Annotated in this window: 7 protein-coding genes; all 7 read left to right on the forward strand. The window is 33.7% G+C overall.

Annotated features, from left to right (window positions below; translation table 11 throughout):
• Positions 1 to 377 precede the first annotated feature (377 nt).
• The 7 genes from PLK24_RS06045 to PLK24_RS06075 all read left to right on the forward strand — a co-directional run bounded on the left by PLK24_RS06045 (position 378) and on the right by PLK24_RS06075 (position 6,817).
• Positions 378 to 665: a hypothetical protein gene (locus PLK24_RS06045; RefSeq protein ID WP_324477281.1), complete on the forward strand. Its 288-nt coding sequence runs from the start codon at positions 378 to 380 to the stop codon at positions 663 to 665.
• A 461-nt stretch (positions 666 to 1,126) separates the two neighbouring features.
• The gene (locus PLK24_RS06050) at positions 1,127 to 2,155 is read left to right on the forward strand and encodes a LacI family DNA-binding transcriptional regulator (protein ID WP_324477283.1); all 1,029 of its coding nucleotides are present in this window, start codon (positions 1,127 to 1,129) and stop codon (positions 2,153 to 2,155) included.
• 428 nt (positions 2,156 to 2,583) lie between these two features.
• The gene (locus PLK24_RS06055; RefSeq protein WP_324477285.1) at positions 2,584 to 2,889 is read left to right on the forward strand and encodes a RedY/HapK family protein; all 306 of its coding nucleotides are present in this window, start codon (positions 2,584 to 2,586) and stop codon (positions 2,887 to 2,889) included.
• 48 nt (positions 2,890 to 2,937) lie between these two features.
• The gene (locus PLK24_RS06060; RefSeq protein WP_324477287.1) at positions 2,938 to 4,080 is read left to right on the forward strand and encodes an ABC transporter substrate-binding protein; all 1,143 of its coding nucleotides are present in this window, start codon (positions 2,938 to 2,940) and stop codon (positions 4,078 to 4,080) included.
• 91 nt (positions 4,081 to 4,171) lie between these two features.
• On the forward strand, positions 4,172 to 5,011 hold the full coding sequence (locus PLK24_RS06065; protein WP_324477290.1) for an N-acyl homoserine lactonase family protein: 840 nt from the start codon (positions 4,172 to 4,174) through the stop codon (positions 5,009 to 5,011).
• A 1-nt stretch (position 5,012) separates the two neighbouring features.
• Positions 5,013 to 5,795, forward strand: a complete 783-nt coding sequence (locus PLK24_RS06070) for an ABC transporter ATP-binding protein (RefSeq protein ID WP_324477292.1) — start codon at positions 5,013 to 5,015, stop codon at positions 5,793 to 5,795.
• A 215-nt stretch (positions 5,796 to 6,010) separates the two neighbouring features.
• A complete protein-coding gene (locus PLK24_RS06075; RefSeq protein WP_324477294.1) occupies positions 6,011 to 6,817 on the forward strand; it encodes an ABC transporter permease in 807 nt (268 codons plus the stop codon).
• Positions 6,818 to 7,677: the final 860 nt, after the last annotated feature.

Below are 7,677 nucleotides of genomic sequence, written 5' to 3' on the forward strand. Positions count from 1 at the left end.
AATAGACCCCCAGGATTACATTGAATTTGATGAGCATGGACGTAGATACAATAGGGGTGGATAAGATTCATCTCACAGCAGACGAAATTCTTCGAGGATTTGAAGATATTAGTATATTTTTAGTTATAGCTATTGCGGTGTAAAAATATTGTAATAAAATAGAATCATACTACTCTACTATTTCTCCAAAACTCATAACATTATTGTTATTATTGCTTTAAGAAAAATTATTAAAAGAACTCACTGCCAATCAATTACAAACCAATCGAATTAATGAATTTAAAAATGTTTCTTAATAGATTGGTTAAAAAATCCAACGAATTACACAGAGCTGAAGTCCATATCTTTCAATAAACCATGAAAGGAGGTGATTTCAAATGGCAAAATATCTAATTATTCATGCATTGCCAACTCCGGTACCAATGGCTCAAGCCGAAGCAGTTGCCAAAGTAGCGAAATCTCATTCGAGCGCAGATGCCTACTGGGTTAGCAGCTGGGTTCAACTGGATGATAAGGGGGATGTGGCAAAAATATTGTGTGAATGGGATGCAAAAGATTCTACTGTACTTAAGAATTTGTTAGAAGCAATGAAAAATGCGTTCCCTAATTTTCCTATCGATGGACCCTACCCGATGAAGAAGGTGGATGGAGAGTCTTACCGGTAGTATCGTCTAATATCCCCCTCCCAATTTTTAACTTCAAGTGTGAATACCTATATCTATCATGATTGCGATGACTGAAACCAACCCCTTCCTGAAAAGTGTCGAGGTCGTCCAAACGTTCCTGATTTATTGAAATCATCCATCATTGTCATCTTTTGGATTTTCTTGAAAGAAATTTTTGGTTTAAAAAATTCAAGTTTATACAACAGATTTAATACAGAGTGCTTGAGTAAAACCTGCCAAATGCTGGATATTTAAGCTACCAAATAAACTAATAATTCAAGAATCAAGACCTGGCCCTTACAAATTCTGTTTACCTCGTTATCATCTTTAAATTGCATGTTAGACCCCGGGGATTTGCTTCGTATTCTTTTTAATATTATATGAAAAGCCTTTAGGGTTCACTCAATTCATATTATATGTTATAATTGTTGAAAACGATTGTAGCTATTGGAGTTTATTCCATGATTAATAGATCAACAATAAAAGATATTGCAAAAATAGCTGGTGTAAGCGATTCAACCGTATCAAGAGCTTTATCTGATTATCCCCATGTTAATGAAGAAAAAAGAAAAAAGATACGTCAAATTGCTGAGGAATTGGGTTATTATCCGAATATTCATGCAAAAAACTTAAGAGTGCAGAAAAGTCAGGATATTGGATTAATTATCCCAGAAATTCAGAATCCTTTTTATGCATACGTAACCAGGGGGATAGAAGATTATGCAAATATAAATGGTTACAACCTCCTTCTTTGTAATTCAGATTTCGACCCTGTTAAGGAAGCCAAGTACTTAGATCTTCTACTAAGTAAGCAAATTGGTGGATTAATAATATTCCCTACTATGTTAATAACGAAAAAAGTTCCAACTCTGAAAAAAAGAAGCATACCGTTTGTTTTTGTAGATTTTCCTGCTTACAACCTTCATGTTAATTGTATTTATGCCGATCAGCAATATGGCGCTTATATTGCGGTGAAATATCTCATTGAACGTGGTCACCAAAATATTGTTTATTATAATTATGAAAAAGGCTTTGTACCACCCGGAGAACAGATGGAGAGAGGTTATCGGCAAGCATTAAAAGAATTTAAAATTAAATATAGAAAAAATTTAGTATTTACGCTAAAAAAGACCGATAAAAAAACTTTATACGAGACTACTTATCAATTGCTTAGCAAAAAAAAGGCATTAGGTTATACAGCCATAATTTGTGTTGGTGATATTTTTGCATTATCAATTTATGAGATTGCTCCAACTTTAGGAATTAAAATACCTGAAAATTTATCTGTTATTGGATATGATGATACTTTTATTTGTCCTTTTTTAAATCCTCCATTAACTTCGGTAAATCAACCACAATATGAACTTGGGAAACAGGTTTTTGAGTTACTCCTCAGAGAAATTAATGACCCCCTCAATTGGCAGTACCAAACTATTCGTCTTATACCTTGGATATCTGAACGAAAATCGGTTTGCGATATAACCATATAAGACAATAATGATAATTGAAAAAATATTAAAAAATATTTTCTGCATTTACTCATTCAAGCTGATTTTTAAAGCTATAAGAAAAAAGTAAAATTCCTTCTTTGTTTGGTAGAACGTCATATTTATTTCAAAATGACAAGATTTTATATTCTTGTTAAACTTCATTTTTAGCCCGGCAATCACATCATTTTTGTTAATTTTATAGTTTAAATGCTTACTTGTTACTCATGATTAAGGTTTTTTTAAAATCTAGAGAAAAAATTCAAAAATAATTGACGACGATTGCAATATATGTATATAATATTTTTGTAAAATAAGATTATTAAAAAGGGAATTAGTAGAAAATATATCTAAATATAGAGGAAAGGAGGCAAATAAATTTTATTTATTATTGAAAACGATAACAATAATATATTGAAAGGATGAAGCAAATGCAGGTCATTATCAATTTATTCAATCTAAAACCAGGAGCAGACGCTGAAGAATTCAAGAAATGGTCCAAGAAAGTAGACCAGAGAACTGCACCATCACAAAAGGGAGTATACAGTCTTAAGGTTGTTGAATTAAAGAAAAACGACAAAGGTGTAAATTATCAATTTGCTGAAATCATTAAGGTTTTAAGTAATGAAGCTTGGGAAGAGGCGCTTAAAACTGATGAAATGATTGAAGTTGTACAACAATGGAGCAAATGGGGAGATTCTTCATCTTTAGTAAGCTGGTATGGTGATTTATTCTAAAATTTTTTTTTAAACCCAGATATCAGGTTTTTAAAAGGAGGAAGCTAAATGAAAAGCAATCTCAAAAGTTTATTTTTGACTTTCTTAATAATGACAATGTTTGTACTCCTACTAGGAACAGCATCTTTCGGTCTTGAGAAAGTAAGAATTGGTATTATTCCTTACCAAGACTCTTATCCCTTTATTTTAGCCGATCATCTTGGTTATTATGAAGAAGAGGGAATCGAACCAGTATTCGAGCAACTGTTATTTTTCCCCGATGTTCATGAAGCATTAGCTGCAAATGCACTTGATATTGGACCAACAGAAAGTGCCGTTTATGTTGCAGCCTATAAAAGTTATCCTGATTTAGTTATGGCATTTCCATTCCATGTTTTTCACCACGGATTTTCAATCATGATAAAACCAGATAGCGATTTAAAAAGTTATCAAGAAATTTTAAGTGAAGTTGGAGATCCAAATAAAGCATTAGAATTAACCGGTGCCCAATTAAAATCAAAAACTGGAATTGCGATGCGTGGTACTGATCAGGAAATGCCAATTTGGAGTTTAGCAAAAATTGCAGGTCTTGACCTTGATAACGATATTAACATGATCGATATGCAACCAGACGAAGGCGTCACTGCTTTTATTGCTGGGACTGGAGATTTCTTTGCTGGAGGTATTCCTCAAAGAATGGCAGCGTTGAAGAATGGCATGAAAGAGATGATCACTGTAGCTGACATTGGAGGTGGTGTTGTTTGTGCTCCCATGATGGCCGTAACAAAAAAATACGCTGAAGAAAATTGGGATACCTTAGTAAAACTTTTCCATATTTATATAAAGACCTGCCAATATATGAGCGTACATTTGAATGAAGCTGCAGAGTTTATTTCTGGAGAGCTAAACAAAAATACCGCTGCTGGAATGACACCCCAAGATTTTATTGATATTTTCGATAAGTGGCAAGCTTTCCCCTCGAGCTTAGTTGAATGGGGATACTGGATTGGACCAATTGAAGGTAATCTTGGCGTTGAAAGCTCCTGGTTAACAGGGAAACTCCCAAGATATTCACAAACTGAAAGATGGGAGAAAGTAAATGATTATTTAATTGAAAGAGGAATGATCCAGGAAAGAGTACCAATTGAAGGTCACTTTATTTATGATCAACTATTTCTTGATGTTTTAGATAAATATGGACCTAAAGGATAAGAAAAAGAATAGTAATAAATAATATACGAGGGATAACATTGACATTGATGTTATCCCTCAAAAAAACATAAATTCTTTAGGAGGCAACCAAATGTCTTTGAGGATTCATGGTTTTAACACAGTTCATATGGATATCGTAGGATTAGAAGTTATGTTGCTGCACTCAGGTATTAATGCCAAAATTCCAAGAGAAAATCTTCTTCCTCCAACTTATAGAGAAAAAGTTGTTTTGCCAAACGGAATGAGCGGTGAGGGATGTAGTAATCCTGCTCCAATATGGTACATTGAAGGAGCAAAATCAAGAATTTTGGTTGAAGCAGGGATTAGCGAAGAAAATGTCAAAGAATGCAACACTGCTTTTAGTAAATACAACGATCCCCAATTTTATATCAAGAAACCAGAACATGATATCAATAAATTTTTAGCTAGATTCAATGTTACTCCCGAAGATATTGATATCGTCATTTTAACCCATTTACACCTGGATCACTTTGCCAATGCTAGCGCTTATAAAAATGCAACGTTCATTGTCCAGGATGAAGAAATACCATTGGCGTTAACCCCTCCAGCTTATGGGACCTTTGATTTTTATTACCCCGAATTTTCTCATCACGTTCTAAGCATCATAGACAAAATTGAAGCTATAAATGGTGATATGGTTATTGAGCCAGGCATAGAAATTTGGAAGCTCGGTGGGCATACTCCCGGTTTGATGGCAGTTGCCATTGAGACAAAAGATGGTTTGGCCGTTTTAACCAGCGATTCTTGTCTTACTTATAAAAACTTTGAATATAAATGGCCAATGGGTTGTTTCTTTAATTTAAAAGACGTGCTAGAAGGATACAAAAGAATTGAAAAATATGCTGATATTGTCATTCCTCAACATGATTATTCTTTCTGGGAAAAATATCCTAATGGAATCGTAGGCTAAAATGTCACCAGCTATCGCAGAAAAAAAATCAATAATAAAAATTGAATCGTTATATAAAAACTTTCAGGGTGATTTTGGAGAAGTAAGAGCACTTGAGAATATTAATTTAGAAGTTTCTGATGGTGAATTTATCTGTTTGATGGGTCCCTCTGGCTGTGGAAAATCAACTCTTATTTTCATTATATCTTCATTACTTTCTCATGATACCGGAAGAGTTTTAATCAATGGTACCGAACCGATAAATCCAGGTGCAGATAGAGCCGTTGTTTTTCAAAGTGATGCAGTATTCCCATGGATGACAGTTAGACAAAATATAAGTTATGGACTTAAAGTCGCAGGAAAAAGCAAAAAAGAAATTGATGACACAGTAAGCTATTTTATAAATCTTGTACACTTGGAAGGTTTTGAAGATGCATGGCCTAAACAGTTATCAGGTGGCATGAGAAAAAGAGTAGACTTAGCCAGGGCTTATGCGAATGATCCAGCAATATTATTAATGGATGAACCTTTTGGCGCCTTGGATATCCTTACCAAAGAACAACTTCAACTGGAATTGCAGCGTCTATGGATTCAAAAACCAAAAACCATTATGTTTGTTACTCATGATATTGAAGAGGCTCTCTTTCTTGGAGATAGAGTTATTATTATGAGTCCAAGACCGGGGAAGATTGATTATATTCAAAACATTGAATTCGAGAGACCGAGGCCCATTGGACTAAAAACTTCTGATGAATTTGTCAAACTTAGAAAAAAAATGATTGATCATTTTCAAGATCATACCTAAGTTGTCCTTAGGTTCCGAAATGAGATAAATTGGTAAAAGAAAAAATTCTCAAAGTGTTTAATTGAAGCCAAAATTTAAGGTGGCATTTCTTTGGATAAGAGCAATCTTATGAATAACCAATAAAATGCCACCTTTGAATCGCTGCTGCATAGGTGAGTATATCGAAATCCAATTGAATTCATAATTTAATCAAGTATATTACGGGAGAAAAGAAAATGAGTTTGAGTTCACAGTCCATAAAGGGTGGAATACAGAAAAAAGAAAGTAAAAAAAGAACAAACGGCTGGATACCTGCATTAGTATCTTTTGCTATATTTATTATATGTTGGTATTTTTTAACCAAATATTTTATTCCACCAATTAAATTCCCAACACCATTAATGGTCATTAATGCTTTTTATGAGCTTCGTTTTACAGTTCTTAACCATATTGGCGCCACTATGTTTAGAGTTTTAACTGGATTTTTGGTTGGAAGCATTGCTGGTATTGGCTTTGGTTTATTTATGGGTTTAAATCCTTCTGTTAATAAATATTTAAATCCATTGGTTGAGTCATCAAGACCTGTACCACCAATTGCTACCATACCTTTCTTTATACTTTGGTTTGGGATTGGAGATTTAGGGAAAATTTTATTGATTATAGTTGGTTGCGCTTTGGTCATGATTGTAAATACTGTTGAAGCAATCCGAAATGTACCCCCGATTTACGTAAAAGCGGCTCAAACCTTAGGCGCAAGAAACAATTCAATTTATAAAACTATTATTATGCCTGCTATTATCCCACATATTATTGCTGGATTAAGAGTTGCATCTGCCCTCTCCTTTTCATTAGCAATTGCAGCAGAATATATGGGAGCCCAGTCAGGTATTGGGTATGTTGTTATGTTAGCGAGAAGAACTTTGAAAACAGAAAACATCATGCTTGGTATATTGCTTTTAGGAATATTATCTTCTCTGTTGGATACAGGGATAAGATTAGTCGGGAATTATTTAACCAGATGGTCAGAACGATTACCATCTTAATGAACTTTTCTCATTCCTATTATGGACAAGATGATGGGAAGGAGAAAAGCTAGGTTAGTTCTTTCCAATAAATACTTTATGATTTATATCAAATTTTAGTTTTTGTTTAGCACTAATTAAATCATTAATTTCAGAAACAAATTAAACCCGATTTTTTAAAAATAATGTTACGTTTTGAGTTCTGCTTAGAATTTAGATTGCCAATGTTTTTAGAACCAGATTTATATCACCAGAAATATTCAAATAACCATGAATAAGTCTCTCCCTTTGGTAAAATGAAGATGGAATGAGATGTATTTATTATCTCTTTAACATTATTCTTTATCACCCCTACCAAAGTGGAGAGCATTTTTTATTTCAAATTAATTCTCACCCATACTAATTAGTTTTTTTCTTCCTCTCCATTGTGGAGTAGAATCACAGTGAGGGTGCAAGTATTTCTTTCTTATCTATCTAAAATCAAAGAGAATCATCTAAAATTTAAATTCCTCTATCTTTAAGTATTCTTTGGAAAAAAAGAGAAAACCAAACATTTTCCTTTTTTTTGAAACATAAGAAATAAAAATCAAAGCCTTATCACGAGGGTTTTGCGAATACAATAACTGTAGGAACATGCTGGAAGAACCACAATCCCATTTCAATTAGCAAATATGTCTTGGTACTATAAAAACCAGGGTGGCATTTCAAGAGCCCGAGTGATGAGCCCAGTTTCCTGGATAACGAACCCCGCTAGCTACATCCCCGTCTCAAACAGCATACACATTTTAACCAGAGATGCCCCATTATCCTCTTTAAATTGTATAATAGACCCCCGGGGATTTCGTTAGAGTTCCTCTAATAACTTTCTAAACTGTTCAGGT

The organism is Atribacter sp. (assembly GCF_035418125.1).
Classification (GTDB): domain Bacteria; phylum Atribacterota; class Atribacteria; order Atribacterales; family Atribacteraceae; genus Atribacter; species Atribacter allofermentans.

Excerpts from the sequence above, each read along its gene's own strand:
- PLK24_RS06045 (WP_324477281.1), top strand. The coding sequence starts at position 378 with ATGGCAAAATATCTAATTATTCATGCATTGCCAACTCCGGTACCAATG.
- PLK24_RS06050 (WP_324477283.1), top strand. The coding sequence starts at position 1,127 with ATGATTAATAGATCAACAATAAAAGATATTGCAAAAATAGCTGGTGTA.
- PLK24_RS06055 (WP_324477285.1), top strand. The coding sequence starts at position 2,584 with ATGCAGGTCATTATCAATTTATTCAATCTAAAACCAGGAGCAGACGCT.
- PLK24_RS06060 (WP_324477287.1), top strand. The coding sequence starts at position 2,938 with ATGAAAAGCAATCTCAAAAGTTTATTTTTGACTTTCTTAATAATGACA.
- PLK24_RS06065 (WP_324477290.1), top strand. The coding sequence starts at position 4,172 with ATGTCTTTGAGGATTCATGGTTTTAACACAGTTCATATGGATATCGTA.
- PLK24_RS06070 (WP_324477292.1), top strand. The coding sequence starts at position 5,013 with ATGTCACCAGCTATCGCAGAAAAAAAATCAATAATAAAAATTGAATCG.
- PLK24_RS06075 (WP_324477294.1), top strand. The coding sequence starts at position 6,011 with ATGAGTTTGAGTTCACAGTCCATAAAGGGTGGAATACAGAAAAAAGAA.